Below are 15705 nucleotides of genomic sequence, written 5' to 3'. Positions count from 1 at the left end.
TACCAAACGAGGGCGCACGGCCCTCACCACCATAGAAAAAGGCTCCCAGCACAAATGCTGGGAGCCTCATCAGGTGCTATGTCGAGCTGGGCTTAGCAGACGCCCTGAGCGAGCATGGCGTCGGCGACCTTCAGGAAGCCGGCGATGTTGGCGCCCATGACAAAGTTGCCCTCCTGGCCGTACTTCTTGGCGGTGTCGTCCACGTTGTGGAACATGCCGCGCATGAGCTGCTCGAGCTTGCCGTCGACCTCCTCGAAGGTCCAGGACAGGTGCTCGGCGTTCTGGCTCATCTCCAGGCCGGACACGAGCACGCCGCCGGCGTTGGCAGCCTTACCGGGCATAAAGGCGACGCCGTTCTCTTGGAAGTAGGTCGTGGCCTCGATGGTCGTGGGCATGTTCGCGCCCTCGCCGACCACCTTGCAGCCGTTGGCGACGAGCGCCTGGGCGTCCTCGAGCAGCAGCGTGTTCTCGCGGGCGCAGGGCAGGGCGATGTCGCAGGGCAGCTGCCACACGCCGCGGCCGTCGCCCTCGTGCCACACGGCACCGGGCTTCTCGTCAACGTACATGGCGAGCGTGACGCCCTTGTCGTGGCCGGAGCGCTTCTGGTTGTAGACGTGCTCGAGCACGGAGTAGTCGATGCCGTCGGGATCCTCGACCCAGCCGTGGGTGTCGGAGCAGGCCAGCACCTTGCCGCCGAGCTGCGCGACCTTCTGGACGGCATAGATAGCAACGTTGCCGGAACCGTGAACGACGACGTTCTTGCCCTCGAAGGAGTCGCCGCGGCTCTTGAGGTACTCGTCCACAAAGTAGACCAGGCCGTAGCCGGTGGCCTCGGTACGGGCGAGCGAGCCGCCAAAGGAGAGGCCCTTGCCAGTGAGGACGCCGGTCCACTCGTTGGTCAGGCGCTTGTACTGACCGAACATGTAGGCAACCTCGCGGCCGCCAACGCCAAGGTCGCCGGCGGGAACGTCGGTGTTGGGGCCAATGTGGCGATAGAGCTCGGTCATGAAGGACTGGCAGAAGTGCATGATCTCGTTGTTGGACTTGCCCTTGGGGTCAAAGTCGGAGCCGCCCTTGCCGCCGCCCATGGGAAGGGTGGTCAGGCTGTTCTTGAGGATCTGCTCCAGGCCCAGGAACTTAAGCATGCCCAGGGTGACCGTCGGATTAAAGCGCAGGCCGCCCTTGTAGGGTCCAATGGCAGAGTTGAACTCGACGCGGTAACCGCGGTTGACCTGAACCTTGCCCTGGTCGTCGACCCAGGGAACACGGAACATGACGATGCGCTCGGGCTCGACGAGGCGCTCAAGCAGGGCGGCCTCCTCGTACTCGGGGTGGGCGTCGAGCGCCGGCTGGATGGTGCCGAGGATCTCGGTCGCGGCCTGGATGAACTCAGGCTGCTCGGGATAGCGGGCCTTGAGCTCGTCGAGAACTTTCTGCGTGTAGCTCATGCTTCCTCCAATGATGGGAAAGAAAAGTGTCGGTCGCGGCACCCTATGCGCCGCGAGCTTTATCGAGTATGGATAATATCGCACTGTTGCCGCAAAATTACGAATAAGACCGCGGGCGGATGTTTCATTTTGATTACGATGCAGGTAGATGCGTTTTTGAGCGCCTGACGTGCAAGTTGCGTGTTTCGAAGCTGTTTCCCGCACGTTTCAAAACCACCACAAAGGGGACAGGCACCTTTGTGGTGGTTTTGGCGAGATGCGTTGGCGGGAACGGATGTGAATCGAACACATCCAAGACGTTTTGCACGCCTCACAACGGTTTTGAAGACCGCGGGGCCCACCGGAGCCCATCCGCTCCCAAACGTGGCGGTATTTTACCAAACCCAACAGACCACAACCGAAAAGAGCGATGCGGAAACCGCTAACGCAGCGATCTCAGACCGCCGGACTCCTTGTCGAGTACTGTAAAGCGCACGGCATCCAGGTGCTCCAAGATGCTAATGGTTCGTTTGCGCGACACGCCCAGGGCTTCGCGCAGCACACTCGTGGTGGCGGCGCCGCCAGCAGCCTCGATAGCCGTCGCAACAACCTCACGCGCATGGGCCTCGGCAGCGGCGGACAAGGCAACGTCGCGCTCGACCTTAACGATCGAGTGGTTGAGCGAAAGCTCGCGCAGTACACGCGTCATGGTGTCGCGATCGAGCTGCAACTGTTCGCTCACCTCGGGAAGCGTCGGCGCATTAAGACCGGCCTCATCCAGCAGGGCCACGATACGCTGGCCAGCCTCGCGCACCACGCGTATCGCCGCGGCGGCGGAATGCGGGTCGAACACCTCGGCACCGTCGACGGCGCACACGCCACGTGCACAGCCCTCGGCAATAAGTGCCATCGCGACATCGTTACCGGCGCCCGGCCAAGCCGCGTGCGCGACCGCACCGGACGTAAAGCCGATCTCTTTGGGAGCCGCCGCGTGCATGGAGGACAAGGCCGCAGCCAGCACATCCATTGCAGCATCGAGAGCCGAGGCATCTGCGTAGAGCACCGCACCGCCCGCAGCAAGCTCGCACACGGCAGCCTGGTCCACAAGCCCACGCAAAACGATCTCGACCTCGCCGGTAACAAGATCGAGCGCTGCGGCAACACCGGCAGCAGCAACAGGCAGCGTTTGCAGCGCCAGCCACGCGTGTACGCCGTCCGCGACATCTCCGGACTCAAGCGCCGCATACAACGCGCGCTCCCCCGCCGACAGGACCCGCGCGCGGCGACAGCGCGATAGCAGGACGCGTCCGCCGCCAAGCAGCGAAATCGGCGAATACGACAGAATGACGGCATGATCGCCGGCGCGCAACGGCAGCGGCCGTTCCAGGCGCACCTGCACCACACGCGTCTCGCCGACCGCAATAGGCGGCTCGTCGTCTAAAAGCATAATGCGGCCGAGCACCTCAGCCGTGCCCGCCATAACGTGCACGCGTGTACCCGAAGCAAGAACGCCGGCTCGCACGCCATCGCGCCCCACATATGTCAGTTGCATCAAAAAGCGCAGCGTCTGGCCCACGCGACCCTCGACGCCGAGCATCTCGCCGCGCTTGAGGCCCGCCACGCCATCGCCCACCAGGTTCAGGGCGACGCGCTGGCCGGGAACCGCGCACTGGGTATCCCCGTGAACCTGCACCCCGCGCACGCGACAGCGCGTTTGCGACGGCAGCGCAACGAGCTCATCGCCAACCGAAACGGGACCGTCGTGCAGCGTACCCGTCACGACGGTTCCGGTGCCGCGGATGCTAAAGCAACGGTCGATGGGAAGACGGGGCGCGGCGCCCGAGCCAGCGGTCGCCTCCAGATGCTCCGACCAGCACGAACAAACCGTGTTATCGAGCGTCGTAAGCAGCTCGTCCAGGCCCTCGCCCGTCTTGGAGGACACCGGCACTATAGAGGCACCCGCAAACACGGTCCCGTCCAGAAACGCCTCGACATCGAGCTCCGCCAGCGCGGCAATCTCGTGGTCGGCCAAATCGCGCATCGTGAGTGCGACGACCATGCGCGTCACACCCAACAGCTCCAGAACCCGAACGTGCTCGCGGGTCTGCGGCATCACGCCCTCAACGGCCGAAACCGCCAGCAACGCAACGTCCACGCCGGTGGCGCCCTGCACCATGGCGCGCAGATAGTGCGCATGCCCGGGTACGTCGACCAAGCCGACAAGCTTGCCGCTGGGAAGCTCGAGCTCGCCAAAGCCGAGCTCAGTGGTCATGCCTCGGCGCCGTTCGACCTCCAGACGGTCGGGATTTTTGCCGGTCAGCGCCTCGATAAGGGCCGACTTTCCGTGGTCGACGTGTCCTGCCGTTCCGACGATAACGGGACATTCGACAAGCTCGCGCGCGGTCATCGACGCAAACCTGCCCGCACGGCATCCGCCAACGCAGACGCACACAGGTCAAGGTCGGTGTCGCGCAAAAGCGTGCGAACGTCAAAAAGCACCTGGTCGTGCCGCACGCGCGTCACAACCGGCGTATCGGGCTCCTGTACCATAGCGCGCTTTAGGCCATCGGCGGATAGACGCCCATCGACGGGACAGACGGCAACGCAAAATGTAGGGAGCTCGACAGTCGGCAGCGATCCGCCGCCGGGAGTAGAGGCGCCCTCGACAACCTGCAGCTCCACGGCCTCCTCGCACTGAGCCTCGCGAAGCTTGCGCAGCATGCGGTCGTGCAGGCGCTTGGCCTGGCGCTCGAGCGGAGCCGGCGCGCCGGAAAGCATGTTGAGTACCGGGATCTCCCGATGCGCCGCATCGGGACCGGTCACATACAGTCGCAAAGTGGCCTCGAGCGCCGCGAGCGTGAGCTTGCCAGGGCGAAGCGCGCGCATAAGAGGATGCGAGGCACAGGCGGCGATTGCCTGGGCGCTGCCGAGAATAATGCCTGCCTGCGAGGCACCGAGCAGCTTGTCACCCGAGCACGAGACGACGTCAACGCCGGCGCAAAGCGAGGCGGACGTGGGCTTCTCCCCCGCATCGGCGAGCACCCCGTCTGCAAGCAAAGCGCCCGAGCCCTGATCCTCGTACAGCAACAGCCCGTGCTCATGCGCCAGCGCGGAAAGCTCCGCCGCGGAAACCTCCTCGTGGAAGCCCTCGATACGGTAATTAGAAGGATGAACTTTCAAGATCATCGCCGTGTTGGGCGTAATGGCGCTTCGATAATCGTCCAGATGTGTGCGGTTGGTAGAGCCAACCTCGACAAGCTTGGCACCCGAAGCCGCCATGATGTCGGGGATGCGGAAGCTGCCGCCCACCTCGACAAGCTCGCCGCGGCTCACGATGACCTCTTTGCCAGCCGCGTGCGCGGCAAGCACCAACAGCACCGCGGCGGCATTGTTGTTGACAACTAAGGCGTCCTGCGCCCCCGTGAGCGTGCGCAGCAGACGCGCGGCATGCTCTTTGCGGCCCCCGCGAGCGCAGGTTGAGACGTCATACTCAAGCGTGCTGTAGCCTCGGGCGACATCGGTCACCGCCTGCACCGCCGCGGGAGCGAGCGGAGCGCGGCCCAGATTGGTGTGAATCACAACGCCCGTCGCGTTGACGGCAGGGCGCAGGGTCGGCAGCGACAGGCGATGGGTCCGCTGCTCAATTGCCAAGGCGAGCTCGCGCTCGTTCCTTGCAGGGGCGCCGGAGCGAATCGCCGCGCGCTCGGCATCGAGCTCGGCGTCAATCGCCTCGCGTACCATCGTGTCGCCTGCATCGCCAGCAGCCTTCATGACCGGCCACTCGGCAAGCAGCTCGTGAACGGCGGGAATGGAACGCAGGCGGCCGCGCACCTCGGCAGACATGGATTCGCAGTCGCTCATGAAAAGCCTTTCGACATGTTCAATAAAAAGCTGGTCCCCCGCGATCGTCATCGGGCAAAAAAATACCGGCGCGCACGCAAAAGGGACAGGTCCATTATGGCAGCTCGTGACAAGACGTCGAAGCGCCTCGTCCAAAACCTGCCAAATAAACCTGTCCCTCTTTGGTCGGTTATGGCTTGGGTCCTTAGGCCTCCCTGTTGGCGTAGATAAACCAGTAGCCCAGCGCCACGATCAGGGCGCCACCCACGATATTGCCCAGCGTGGCGACCGTAAGGTTGAGCGCCAACCCGGCAGCATTGAGGGCATCGGCGCCGGCGACATCGGCTCCATAGCCGCAGGAGTGCATCAAAATGCCCATAGGCAAAAAGTACATGTTGGCAACGCAGTGCTCAAAACCGCAGGCCACAAAGGCGGCAATGGGCAGCAGAATGCCCACGACCTTATCGACCACGGTCTTGCCGGCGGTACCGATCCATACGGCCAGGCACACAAAGATGTTGCACAGAATGCCGCGGAAGAAGATGGTGACGGCGCCGATCGTAACCTTACCGGCGGCGACACTCACCATGGTGTTGGCGACGGCCTCGCCGTTGAGTTTGTAAATGGCTGCCATGTAAATCAAAAAGACAACGAACAGGGCGCCGGCAAAGTTGCCGATCCACACAATAGCCCAAGCCTTGAGCATCTGGACGAGCGTGATCTTTTTGCTCTTAAGCGCGCAGACCATAAGCGAGTTGCCGGTAAACAGTTCCGCGCCGCAAATGAGCACGAGCACCAGTCCCAGGCAAAAAGCAAGACCGCCCACGAAGCGCTGGGCGCCCCAGCAAAGCGTGGGATCGCTCAGAAAGACCGTGAAGAACAGGCCGCCGAAGGCGATGAACGCGCCGGCGAACATGGCGAGCAAAAAGGCCTTCGAGACCGGCAGGTTGGCCTTGGTAACGCCTGCGGCCTCGGTCTTCGCCTCGATCGCGGCGGGCGCCAGGCAATCGGAGGTGGGGTATTCTGCCTTACTCTGTGCCATGGAAATCACTTCTTTCTTACGATTCGGGACAAACGCTCCTGGTTCATTTGCCCTGCGAGGTCGGACGGTATAAAAATAAACGCGAGCCAAATTAGCATATTGGCCTGCGATTATATAGCTTGGAGCGGGCGACGGGAAGTCCAAGGATTTGCTTCGCTGCGGGCCTTCGGCCCTTGCGTGCTGCGCTGGAAAATGCTCACGCATTTTCTCAGCACCGCACCCTGGCGGGTTCGATTCCCGTCGCCCGGCGCGTAAACGAAAACAGCTCTGATCCCCAAAGGAAACCAAAGCTGTTAAAACAATTCTTATGGAGCGGGCGACGGGAATCGAACCCGCGTCATCAGCTTGGAAGGCTGGGGTTCTACCATTGAACTACGCCCGCAAGATATGGTCGGGACGACAGGATTTGAACCTGCGACATCCTGCTCCCAAAGCAGGCGCGCTACCAAACTGCGCCACGTCCCGAAGGTGTTGAGCAGCTAAGGTCTAAACCTTGCGTGTCCCAAAGCGAAGGAAATTATAGGGGAGACTCCCCGCCTGTGCAAGCGACGATACCCTAGCTCCTCGAATGTGCGACAAACCGGCTATGGAGCAGGCCGATCGCAAGCGCCACAACGGCAACCGGCGCCCACGAGGCTCCAATATCAGCCAGCGGCAGCGCATCGAACGGCAGCCACGCACCCGCAAAGAACGCGTCGCGAACCGAGGTGATCACGCTCTGCACCGCGACAACGCCGCCGACCCAAACCCACACCTGCGGATGCGCGTCGCAAAAGCCGTGCACCAGGCCCATCAGTACCAGCACGATGGCAACGGGATACAAGGCGTTGAGCATGGGCACCGAGAACATAAGAATCACGTCGAGGCCCACGTTGGAGAGCACGCACGAAAACGCTGCGAACACAAAGGCGAGAACCGCAAAGGGACGGCGCATGGCCTCCTCAGAGGCCTCCGCTCCCCCTTCGACCACATACGTCTCGCAGAAGTAACGCGAGCAGCAGCTGATGAGGCCGATGCACACGTTCATGCAGGCGAGGAAGAAGATGGCGAAGACCACGACCGTGCCGGCAAGCCCAAAATGCATGGAGGCCGAACGGGCGAGGATGGCGGCGCCGTTGGTAGCGTCGGGCATCACGGTGCCGAGCTGCATACCGGCAAGTCCCAAGCCGCAGTAGATGATGGCCATGAGCACGCCGGCGATCACGCCGGAGCGCGAAATCTCGAAGGCCACGCGCTTGTCATCGGTAACGCCCAGCTCGTGGATGGTCTCGGCGATGATGATGCCAAAGGCGAGCGACGCGAGCAGGTCCATGGTCTGGTAGCCGGTCAAAAAGCCCTGCACGGCAGCACCGGCATCATAGGGAGCCTGCGGCGCGGCGGCGGGGCCCAGCGGCGAGACCATGGCGGCACCCACGACCAATACGATAAGGGCAATGAGCGCGGGGCCCGTAATGCGGCCGAGCACGCGTGTGATGACGCCCGGGCGCAGCGTGAGCGCAAACGCGACGACGAAGAAGCCGACGGCAAACACCAGGCGCGCCGTGCCGAGCGAGACGCCCTCGGGCAACAGCGGCACCAGCATCTCGAAGGCCGTGGAACTCGTACGCGGAATGGCCAGGCACGGGCCAATGGCCAGATACACCGCCGCGACAAAGAACTCGCCAAACTTGGGGTGCACGCGGCCAGCAAGCTCGCGCGCCGTTCCGGCAAGCGCCACGGCGATAAAGCCCATGACGGGCAGGCCGATGGCGGCAATTAGAAAGCCGAACATGGCGACCGGCGTGGCGGAACCTGCCTGCAGCGCCAGCAGCGGCGGAATAATGAGGTTGCCGGCGCCAAAGAGCATCGAGAACAGAGCGATGCCGACGGTGACGACATGGTCGGAGCGCAGACCGCGCGGAGCGGATGAAGCCATGGGACCACCTTTCGAGTCAAAACAAAAACGGGACGGGCAAAAGACCCGTCCCGCAAGTATATACGCTTTAGCAAGCTAAATCGCGCAAAGCTTCAATCGCGGCGTCAACTTCCTCGTCTGTGTTGAAATACCCAAACGAGAAGCGAACGACACCCTGGCGCTCGGTCCCCAACGCGCGGTGCATGAGCGGAGCGCAGTGGGCGCCGGGGCGCGTCGCAATCCCCCACCCTTGCATGAGCGCATCCGAGATCTCGGCCGAATCGATATCGCCCACGTTGAGCGAGACGATCGCCGAGCGTGCTGGCTGGTCGAAGGCACCGTAGAGCTTGATTTCCGGAATCTCACGAACGCCGGCGAGGAAGCGTTCGGCGAGCGCGCGCTCGTGAGCCGAAATCGCCTCCACCCCGCCCTGGGCCTCGATAAAGTCGAGGCCGGCAGAAAGGCCGGCGATACCGTGACCGTTGAGCGTGCCCGCCTCAAGGCGCGTGGGCCACTCCCGCGGCTGCAGCGCATCGAAGCTGTGCACGCCCGTGCCGCCCATGGCCCAGGGAGCCACATCAATGCCCTCCGCCACGGCCAGGCCGCCGGTGCCTTGAGGTCCCATGAGCCCCTTGTGGCCGGTAAAGCACACCATGTCGAGCCCCATGGTCTGCATATCGATATGCGCCGTGCCGGCAGATTGCGAGGCATCGACGATCACCAGCGCACCGGCAGCATGGGCCATGGCCGCCACGCGCGCGATGTCGACCGCGTTGCCGGTCACATTGGAGGCGTGCGTCACCACCACGGCACGTGTGCTCGGCGTGACCAGCCGCTCGAGCTCGTCGTAATCGAGCGCGCCGTTCACGTCGCAACCCGCATGCTCAACCGTCACGCCCTGCTCAGCCGACAGGCGGTTGAGCGGACGCAGCACGGAGTTGTGCTCGAGTACCGTCGTGACCACGCGGTCGCCGGGGCGCACTACGCCATTGATGGCGGTGTTGAGCGCCGCCGTGGAGTTGGGCGTAAAGCACACATGGTCCGCCCTCGGGCAACCCAAAAGGCGCGCGAGCTTGGCACGGCAGCCATGAATCGTACGAGCGGCATCGAGGGCACCCGACGTGGCGCCGCGCCCGGCATTGCCAAGCGAGCACATCGCCTGCGTCACGGCATCGATGACCGTCTGCGGCTTATGCATGGTCGTCGCCGCGTTATCCAGGTAGATCATCGCACGACCTCCCACATATCAATCACGGTATAGCCCTCGGTGGGAACACCCGCCTCGGCGAGTTCGCCGCGCAGCAGTTCCTCATCGGCAGGCAACGCCTTCCACGCCAGACCGCAGCCGGCAGCGACCTCCCCGGGCACGGGAATCGTTCGCCCGGGAAGGCCGCGCTCAATGCACAGGGACTCGCAGCCCATGGCGGACGCCGTGGTGGGAAACGTGATGACAAGCGCCGGGCGCTTCTCCCTCATGGCAACTCCAACCAATACGCTACGGGCGCACGACGCGCACGGCCTGCTCCATCTTCTCCACGATCACGTACATGTTCGTGACCTCGCCCACCGCGAGCTGGTCCTTAATGCCAAAGTGGTCGAGGCAGGTACCGCAGGTGAGAATCTCGACACCCTGCTCGGCCAGGCCCTTCAGGTCGTCGAGCACCGGCGAGCCCTCGACGGTGAGCTTGGCGCCGCCGTTGTAGAACAGCATGGTCGCGGGCAGCTCCTCCTGCTGCGTCACGGCAAAGATAAACGCCTTCATGAGCTTGTGGCCCAGCACGTCGTCGCCACGGCCCATGCAGTCGGTGTAGACGGAAATGACGAGCTTGCCCTTGCCGGCGCTGGCATCACAGAAGGCAGCGCCATCCTGCTCGGGATCGGCCACGGCAACGGCGCCAGAGGTCGCCACGGTCACGTGCCACTCGGCGTCAGAAACCTTCTCGACCGAGGCCGTGCAGCCTTTCTCCTGCGCCATCTTGGAGATGTTCTTGACGGCGGTCTCGTTGTCGACCGAGGTCACCACAGCACCCTCGCCATCAAGCTGCTTCAGAGCTTTGAGCGTCTTGACGACGGGCAGCGGGCAGGCATCGCCCATGGCATTGACTTCAATTTTGGTAGACATAGCAAATCCTTTCAAAAGGGACCGCCCAGAACAGTAGACGGTCGCATAAACGGTTTTCCTTAATGCACAACGTGAACGGCAGGACCACCCGGCACCGCCTCGCACACGCGGCCGATTGTGGCGGCAACGCGACCTTCGGCATGCAGGCGGCGGGCGAGCTCATCCACATCGGCAGCAGGCGCTGCGATGAGCAGGCCGCCCGAGGTCTGCGGATCGTACAGCGCATCCAGCATGCCCGGCTCCAGGTCATCGTCGGCCGCCACGCGCGGGCCAAAGAAGTCCTGGTTGCGGTAGGCGCCGGCAGGGATAATGCCCAGACGCGCCATATCGAGCACCTGGTCAAAGAGCGGTACGGCCCCTGACGCAAGCTCAATCTGCACACCCGAGCCCTCGGCCATCTCACACGCATGCCCAATCAGGCCAAAGCCTGTGACATCCGTGCAACCGTGAAGCTCAAGCCCCTCGGCCAGACGAATCGGTGCCTCGTTGAGGGTGCGCATCGAGTCAAACATCGGGCTAGCCTCGTCCTGCTCAATGAGCTCGCCCTTAATGGCCGTGGTGATGATGCCCGAGCCGACCGCCTTGGTCAGCAGCAGGACATCGCCCACGTGCGCGCCGCTGTTGGCGAGCATGCGATCGAGCGCGACAAAGCCGCTCACGGACAGGCCGTACTTGGGCTCGTCGTCGTTGATGGTGTGGCCGCCCGCGATGGTGCAGCCAGCCTCGACGCACTTGTCGGCGCCACCCGCCAGAATCTGGCCAGCAGCCTCAACACCCAGGCAGCTGGGTATGCAGAGCAGGTTCATGGCATGACTCGGCCGCCCGCCCATAGCGTAGATGTCCGACAGCGAGTTGGCCGCGGCGATCTGGCCAAACAGAAACGGGTCATCGACCATCGGCGGGAAGAAGTCGATGGACTGCACGAGGCCCAAGTTGTCGCCAACGCGAAAGACGCTCGCATCGTCGGAGGTATCGAACCCCACGAGCAGGTTGTCGTTATGCACATTGGGTAAGTCGCCCAGGACCTGGGCGAGGGCTCCAGGAGCCAACTTAGCGGCTCAACCAGAGGCAGCGGTCATCTGCGTGAGCTTGATGAAATCGTCAGCCATCGATCCCTCCTCTCATAGGTCAATCTTTTCCTCCCAGTATACGCATGGTGGCGCCGCGAGCGGACGGCGTATCGCAACCCCTACGCGACGCAGCAGAAGGGACAAAGGGACTGTCCCCTTGTCACATTTATCGACAAACCAGATGAATTCTCTTGGCATCGAAGTGCATGCGCAGGGTCTCGTCGGCCTGCGGCAGCTCGTCGGAAGCCACGCTCACCTTGTTGACCTTCCACTGCAGACGCGTGGGTGCATCGACACGTGGCACGTCCAACAGCACCAGCCGCTCAAAGCGCGAATCGCTCACCCGGGCCACGTGTAAGTCGTAGCTGTTACGACCCCGCTCGGCACGGTTGTCAACATGGAAGTAACTTGCGCGAATCCCCAGGTACGCCACATCATCAGGAACCTCGCGACCCACATTAAAGGTCATGCCCCAGTCGAGAGCCTCAACTTCTTCGTCGCCGATCTTGCACGCCCGGCTTGTGTTCTTGCAGCCCGTCAAGCGCAGCGCGGCCAAGGTTTGCGGCCGGCGGACCACATCTTCGACGGAGCCGATCTCCTCCACATGCCCGTTATGCATCACGCAAATGCGCTGGCACAGGCGACACGCTTCGTCGATATCGTGGCTCACGTAGAGCACGGTGCGGTTGCACACGTCGAACAGGTCGAGCATGTTCTGCTCGAGCGCGCTCTTAAGGTAGGCATCGAGCGCGCTCATGGGCTCGTCGAACATAAAAATGCCCGGGTGTGCCGCCACCATGCGCGCAAGCGCCACGCGCTGCTGCTGACCACCCGAGAGGCGTGCGGGATAGCGGTCGGCAAAATCGGCCAGACCAAAAATGCCCAGATAGCGCTCGGCGAGCTTTTTGCGTGCAGCGACGTCACCCGCATCCTGTACGCCGGCGCACACGTTATCGGCCACCGTCATATTGGGAAACAGCTGATAGTTTTGGAACAGCAGGGCGCATTTACGCTCCTGGGGCGATAGGTTGATGCCCGCCGCCGAATCAAAAAAGGTCACGCCGTTGACGACGATCTTGCCCTCGTCGGGCGTCTCCACACCGGCAATGCAGCGTAGCGTACAGCTCTTGCCGCACCCCGAGGCGCCCAGCAGCGCCACGCGCTCCTCTCCAGCCTCAAGCTGCATATCGAGCGTAAACCCGGGATAGCGCTTTTTGATATCCAGAACGATCGACATGGCCTATCGACCTCCCTGCAGAGTGGCATCATCGCGCATGAGCTCGGCCAGCGCCTCGCGATCGATACGCAGGGCATCGCCGCCCACCGGGTCGAGCGAATCGGCCGTATCGGCGAGTTCTTTGGCCCGCTTGCGCTCCGCACGGGAAAGGCCCCGCTCGCGATACTTTTGCGAATGCGCGGTGTACATGTTGATAAACAGGATGACCAGGAAACTAAACGCAATCACGACGACAACCCAAAAGAGGGCAACTGAGATGTTGCCACCCATCCACTCAAAGTAGATAGCGATGGGGATGGTCTGCGTAATACCGGCATAGTTACCCGCAAAGAAGAGGGTGCAACCGAACTCACCCATCGCACGGGCAAAGGCGAGCACCGTACCGGCGGCGATCGAGGGCCAGCCGAGTGGCATCATAAGCTTGGCAAAGATACGGCGCTCGGACCACCCCAGGGTTCGCGCGGCGTCGAGCATCTGCGTGTCCAGGCTCTCAAAGGCGCCGAGCGCCGTACGGTAGACCAGGGGAAACGACACCACCACGGCAGATATCACCGCCGCTGGCCAGGTAAAGACGATCGAGATGCCGTGCGCGATAAGCCACTGGCCAACCCCGGTCGAGCGGCCAAACAGCATGAGGAGCAGAAAGCCGCACACCGTGGGAGGCAGCACCATGGGGATGGTAAAGGCCGAGTCGAGCAGGCCCTTCACGCGGCTCGTCGTGCCCATAGTCTTCCATGCGGCAAACAGGCCCAGCGCAAAGGCAATCACCAGGGCAAGGCCACTCGTTTTGATAGACACCCAAAGCGGGCGATAGTCGATGCCGGTCAAAAAGGCGACAAGGGACGCCAAGGGCTCCTGTTCATCTTGCATCACAACGGATGATGCTTCCACGATTTGAGCGCTATCAAGCCAACGCGCGCCGCCCTTGGCATCACCCGAGGCTGATGCGATGACCACATAGCGGTCCCCATTCGCACCGCGCTCATCAAAGGCATAGGTATACCCACCGACATTAAACGCCGCTTCCGTCGTGGCATACCAAGGAAGATCCATGTCTTCCAGCCGTGCGCCTCCCATGCAGTTTGCGCCGTCAAGCTCGCAGACGAGAGCCTTGAGACCCGATGCGCACTCGTTGTCCTGCGGATCCAATCCATACTTCTCGACCGCCTTGGGCGATACCCACACCACAACGCGATCGGCAGCAGGCGCCACTATGAGGTCCGTGTCCCCTTCAACGGGAAACCGATAGCCCTCGGGCTGGCCCTCCATGACACGGGCGGTCCCCTTGGCTAACCGTTCAAAACCATCGAGCCCATAAGAAAGCCCCTTGGCGGTCACGGCAACCTGGGCCCCGCCCTCAGTACCACCGGCAAACGCCCATCCCGGCACCCAGCAAAGCGCGAGCGTCAAAGCACAGGCGACAAGAATGCGAAATCTATTACGCACGAAACGCTCCAAGGAAAGACGAGGACAGGGCAAAAGACAAAACGATGGGATTATCGCTCCAAGCCGCACTACGCGGAAAGCTCAAATCCGTACTTAGCCCAAATCTTCTGCGCCTTCTTGTTGGTCAGACAGAAGTCGATGAACGCCTTGGCCTCGTCGGCGTGCTCGGAGCTCTCGGCAACGGCACCCGGATACACGATGGGCTTGTGCGAATCCTCGGGGCACACGAAGGCCTCCTCGATGCCGTCGTAGCGGAAGATGTCGGAGCTGTAGACAAAGCCGGCCACGCAGTCGCCCGTAGAGACGTAAGCTGCGGCGGTGCCGACCTTGTCGGCCAGGGCCACCTTGTCGGCGAGCTCGGGTGCATACTCGCCGTCGTCGCCCTCGGTACCGGTGTAGAGCCCAACAGAAGCCAGCGCTTGGTTGGCATACTTGCCGGCGGGAACGGTCTTAGCGTCGCCGACGGCAATCTTGCCGTCCAGGTTCGCGACGTCGGCGATGGCCTCGACCTTGGTGTCGGAGCCCTCGGCACGAATAATCACGAGGTCGTTGACGAACATGTCCTCACGCGTGTCGGCGTCGACGAGCTCGGCGGCCTCGGCGTCGTCCATAGTGCCCTTGGAGGCCGTGATGAGCACGTCAACCGCGGCGCCGGCGCGCATCTGCTCGACAAGGTCGCCGGACGCCTTAAACTGCGTGTCGGCAAAGGTGGTACCCGTCTGCTCGGTGTAGAGCTTCTGAACCTCGGGCAGAGCCTTCTCGAGCGAGTTGGCGGCGAACACCTGCAGCCCGACGGCCTTCTTGAAAGAAGTCTTGGCAGAACCCGCATCGGAGCCGGCCGGCTCAGACGTCTTGTTGCCCGAGCAGCCAGCAAGGCCAAGGCCGGCAGCGGCGACAGCAGAAAGCGAGACGAATCCGCGGCGAGAAACCATATCGAACATGTTCAACCCTTTCGAGCGCTACGCCCGGGCACCCCGCCGCGGGCTTTATCCTGTAATTGAATTATACTTTAGCGCGAATAATGCTTGTGATAAGAAATTATCGTTTGATAATTTCTTATACCGATAGCCGCAAGACGCTCGCGTTGTCGCCGCTTAAAAAAGCGGAGCGACCCATAAGGTCACTCCGCTACAGGCAAGCAGTTTAGCGAGCGTGTCCACCGCCCGCCGTCATGTGGGCCGCGTGCTCCAGCTGGTCGCTCACGGCCTCCCAGCTTTCGCGAGCCGCCTTCGTGGATCCCGGAAAGTTGATGACAAGCGCAGCCCCACGCTGCATGCACACGGCGCGCGAAAGCATGGCACGGCGCGTCTTGGTCATAGAGTATGCACGGATCGCCTCGGCAATACCCGGCACATCGCGGTCGCAGACGGCACGCGTCGCCTCGGGCGTCACGTCGCGCATCGAAAGCCCCGTGCCGCCGCAGGTGATGACCACGTTGGCCTGGCAATCGTCGGCCGCAGCCACAATGGCAGCACCGATCTCGTCAACATCGTCATGCACCACCGTATGCGAGGCAACCATCCAGCCCTGCGCCGCGATGAGCTCCTCGAGCACAGCGCCTGCTTCGTCCTGGGCAAGATCGCGCGTATCCGAGCACGTCACGATCGAAATCTTCAACTCCATAGCA

13 protein-coding genes and 3 tRNA genes are annotated in these 15705 nt (G+C 62.7%); all 16 read right to left on the bottom strand.

Annotation, left to right across the window (positions count from 1 at the left end; translation table 11 throughout):
* Positions 1-92: 92 nt before the first annotated feature.
* Complete coding sequence (gdhA, locus tag DW112_RS04920; RefSeq protein ID WP_118328461.1) at positions 93-1448, bottom strand: NADP-specific glutamate dehydrogenase; 1356 nt, start codon at positions 1446-1448, stop codon at positions 93-95.
* 262 nt (positions 1449-1710) lie between these two features.
* Positions 1711-1807: transfer RNA gene (locus DW112_RS09950), tRNA-Sec, on the bottom strand.
* Positions 1808-1869: 62 nt separating this feature from the next.
* Positions 1870-3834, bottom strand: coding sequence for a selenocysteine-specific translation elongation factor (gene selB / locus DW112_RS04915; protein WP_117629434.1), 1965 nt, complete (start codon positions 3832-3834; stop codon positions 1870-1872).
* The gene (gene selA / locus DW112_RS04910) at positions 3831-5288 is read right to left on the bottom strand and encodes an L-seryl-tRNA(Sec) selenium transferase (protein ID WP_158571657.1); all 1458 of its coding nucleotides are present in this window, start codon (positions 5286-5288) and stop codon (positions 3831-3833) included. The genes selB and selA overlap by 4 nt, the downstream gene beginning before the upstream one ends.
* Before the next feature lie 184 nt (positions 5289-5472).
* Positions 5473-6309, bottom strand: coding sequence for a formate/nitrite transporter family protein (locus DW112_RS04905; protein ID WP_117779326.1), 837 nt, complete (start codon positions 6307-6309; stop codon positions 5473-5475).
* A 308-nt stretch (positions 6310-6617) separates the two neighbouring features.
* Positions 6618-6691: transfer RNA gene (locus tag DW112_RS04900), tRNA-Gly, on the bottom strand.
* 6 nt (positions 6692-6697) lie between these two features.
* Positions 6698-6774, bottom strand: a tRNA-Pro gene (locus tag DW112_RS04895).
* A 91-nt stretch (positions 6775-6865) separates the two neighbouring features.
* The gene (gene brnQ / locus DW112_RS04890; protein WP_118328459.1) at positions 6866-8224 is read right to left on the bottom strand and encodes a branched-chain amino acid transport system II carrier protein; all 1359 of its coding nucleotides are present in this window, start codon (positions 8222-8224) and stop codon (positions 6866-6868) included.
* Positions 8225-8291: 67 nt separating this feature from the next.
* A complete protein-coding gene (locus DW112_RS04885) occupies positions 8292-9431 on the bottom strand; it encodes an aminotransferase class V-fold PLP-dependent enzyme (protein ID WP_118206186.1) in 1140 nt (379 codons plus the stop codon).
* Positions 9428-9679 (bottom strand): DUF3343 domain-containing protein, encoded by a 252-nt coding sequence (locus tag DW112_RS04880; protein WP_118206187.1) that lies wholly within the window; start codon positions 9677-9679, stop codon positions 9428-9430. Before DW112_RS04880 ends, DW112_RS04885 begins: the two co-directional genes overlap by 4 nt.
* A gap of 19 nt (positions 9680-9698) precedes the next feature.
* Complete coding sequence (yedF, locus tag DW112_RS04875; protein ID WP_118206188.1) at positions 9699-10325, bottom strand: sulfurtransferase-like selenium metabolism protein YedF; 627 nt, start codon at positions 10323-10325, stop codon at positions 9699-9701.
* Positions 10326-10384: 59 nt separating this feature from the next.
* Positions 10385-11434 carry a selenide, water dikinase SelD gene (gene selD / locus DW112_RS04870; RefSeq protein WP_118328458.1) on the bottom strand — a complete coding sequence of 350 codons (1050 nt, stop codon included), beginning with the start codon at positions 11432-11434 and terminating at the stop codon, positions 10385-10387.
* 127 nt (positions 11435-11561) lie between these two features.
* On the bottom strand, positions 11562-12632 hold the full coding sequence (locus DW112_RS04865) for a sulfate/molybdate ABC transporter ATP-binding protein (RefSeq protein WP_117757034.1): 1071 nt from the start codon (positions 12630-12632) through the stop codon (positions 11562-11564).
* Between the two features lie 3 nt (positions 12633-12635).
* A complete protein-coding gene (modB, locus tag DW112_RS04860) occupies positions 12636-14078 on the bottom strand; it encodes a molybdate ABC transporter permease subunit (RefSeq protein WP_233540376.1) in 1443 nt (480 codons plus the stop codon).
* A 68-nt stretch (positions 14079-14146) separates the two neighbouring features.
* Positions 14147-15019, bottom strand: coding sequence for a molybdate ABC transporter substrate-binding protein (gene modA, locus DW112_RS04855; protein ID WP_117736411.1), 873 nt, complete (start codon positions 15017-15019; stop codon positions 14147-14149).
* 202 nt (positions 15020-15221) lie between these two features.
* Positions 15222-15701 carry a molybdenum cofactor biosynthesis protein B gene (locus tag DW112_RS04850; RefSeq protein WP_117736410.1) on the bottom strand — a complete coding sequence of 160 codons (480 nt, stop codon included), beginning with the start codon at positions 15699-15701 and terminating at the stop codon, positions 15222-15224.
* Positions 15702-15705: the final 4 nt, after the last annotated feature.

The organism is Collinsella sp. AM09-41, from assembly GCF_003473245.1.
GTDB lineage: Bacteria > Actinomycetota > Coriobacteriia > Coriobacteriales > Coriobacteriaceae > Collinsella.
The sequence above is the reverse complement of the archived record's forward strand: the minus strand, read 5'-3'. Positions and strand labels throughout refer to the sequence as shown.

Bases quoted from the DNA above. Each gene is read 5' to 3' on its own strand.
- gdhA (WP_118328461.1), bottom strand. From the start codon at position 1,448: ATGAGCTACACGCAGAAAGTTCTCGACGAGCTCAAGGCCCGCTATCCC.
- selB (WP_117629434.1), bottom strand. From the start codon at position 3,834: ATGACCGCGCGCGAGCTTGTCGAATGTCCCGTTATCGTCGGAACGGCA.
- selA (WP_158571657.1), bottom strand. From the start codon at position 5,288: ATGAGCGACTGCGAATCCATGTCTGCCGAGGTGCGCGGCCGCCTGCGT.
- DW112_RS04905 (WP_117779326.1), bottom strand. From the start codon at position 6,309: ATGGCACAGAGTAAGGCAGAATACCCCACCTCCGATTGCCTGGCGCCC.
- brnQ (WP_118328459.1), bottom strand. From the start codon at position 8,224: ATGGCTTCATCCGCTCCGCGCGGTCTGCGCTCCGACCATGTCGTCACC.
- DW112_RS04885 (WP_118206186.1), bottom strand. From the start codon at position 9,431: ATGATCTACCTGGATAACGCGGCGACGACCATGCATAAGCCGCAGACG.
- DW112_RS04880 (WP_118206187.1), bottom strand. From the start codon at position 9,679: ATGAGGGAGAAGCGCCCGGCGCTTGTCATCACGTTTCCCACCACGGCG.
- yedF (WP_118206188.1), bottom strand. From the start codon at position 10,325: ATGTCTACCAAAATTGAAGTCAATGCCATGGGCGATGCCTGCCCGCTG.
- DW112_RS04865 (WP_117757034.1), bottom strand. From the start codon at position 12,632: ATGTCGATCGTTCTGGATATCAAAAAGCGCTATCCCGGGTTTACGCTC.
- modA (WP_117736411.1), bottom strand. From the start codon at position 15,019: ATGTTCGATATGGTTTCTCGCCGCGGATTCGTCTCGCTTTCTGCTGTC.
- DW112_RS04850 (WP_117736410.1), bottom strand. From the start codon at position 15,701: ATGGAGTTGAAGATTTCGATCGTGACGTGCTCGGATACGCGCGATCTT.